Raw genomic sequence first — 1238 nt, 5'->3', positions numbered from 1 at the left:
TGAAATAGGAGGAACCTTGAATCAAATTATAAATTTCAAGACCGTGGCTGGTCAACTTTTAAATTGGATTCCGGTGGACAAAAGGCATCCGGTGCACGACCATCGCGTCCCCAAATTAACAACGTACCGAACCCTTTACTTGTTTCTTTTCGCCTTGCTCCAAAATCAACCGTCCTTGTCTGAGTTTTCTGCCTACTTTCGTAAAGCAAAATGGTTACAGCAGATCGTGGGCTTCTCTTCCATTAGTGACTCGGCCCTCAACCGACGGCTTCAGCGCATCCCTCTTTTTCTCCTTCAAGAGTTCTATACCGACCTGATGGAGGCGCTGATTCAGTGTCAGCTTAAGCAAGATCGTTTTCCGGACATCGGGGCGTTAACCGTCATCGACTCCACTCAGCTTTCGCTTACGGCTCACGGGGAGCACTGGGCGTTTATCCAAAAGGGGCAGGTTAAGGTCAAGCTTCATCTTGGGTTGCATGTCTACAATGAGCAGAATGTGCACCCTGGACGAGCGGTGTTCTCGACGGCCGGCGTCGCGGATCACGATCCGGAAGTGCTCGATCGGCTGCTTCAACCCGATCGGGAGAACCCTACGTATGTCATGGATCGCGGCTATCCCGGATACCACCAGTTTTGTGAATGGGACCAGGCGGGCCTTCGGTTTGCCGTTCGGATAAAACAGAACAACCGACTGACGGTGACGCGCCTGCGGCCACTCCCTCCAGAGTGTGGGATTGTGGAAGACGCTGAGGTGCTGGTCCCAAGCTCGAAGGGGGAACCCCATCGAATGCGGCGAGTAACCTATCCGTATGTGAACCGGAAGGGAAAGGAGTGTCTCAGCGTTGTACTCACGAACCGGTGGGATGTGGAGGCACCAGTAATTGCACAGATTTATAAGCTTCGCTGGCAAATCGAGACGTTTTTCAAGACCTTTAAGCACCGAATGAATGGGGCGCATTTGTACACCAATCAAGCAGAAGGCGTGACGCGTCAAGTCCTGCTTAGCCTGATGGCTTATGCGTTTATGGAATTGATACGAGTGATTGGGGCTCCCGAACAAACCATTCAGCGGGTCTTACAGCTCTTCCGCTTGTACGCCGATGCCGAACCTTGTGACTTTCGGGAAGCATTAGAGGGGAAAAAGACCCGCACGAGTAAGGGCAGGCGAAAGAAGCCAAAGATCGGTCGCCCCCGGAAACACCCACTCGTGCCCAAAGCCAAGCGAATAGTCGTTGTTT

Annotated in this window: 1 protein-coding gene; it reads left to right on the top strand. The window is 52.4% G+C overall.

Annotation, left to right across the window (positions count from 1 at the left end):
• Positions 1-16: 16 nt before the first annotated feature.
• A partial coding sequence (locus GC101_RS00145) for an IS4 family transposase (protein WP_171715640.1) occupies positions 17-1238 on the top strand: 1222 nt, incomplete at its 3' end.

Origin of the sequence: Paenibacillus phytohabitans (assembly GCF_013141775.1) — a bacterium.
Taxonomy (GTDB): domain Bacteria; phylum Bacillota; class Bacilli; order Paenibacillales; family Paenibacillaceae; genus Paenibacillus_AQ; species Paenibacillus_AQ phytohabitans.
The sequence above is the reverse complement of the archived record's forward strand: the minus strand, read 5'-3'. Positions and strand labels throughout refer to the sequence as shown.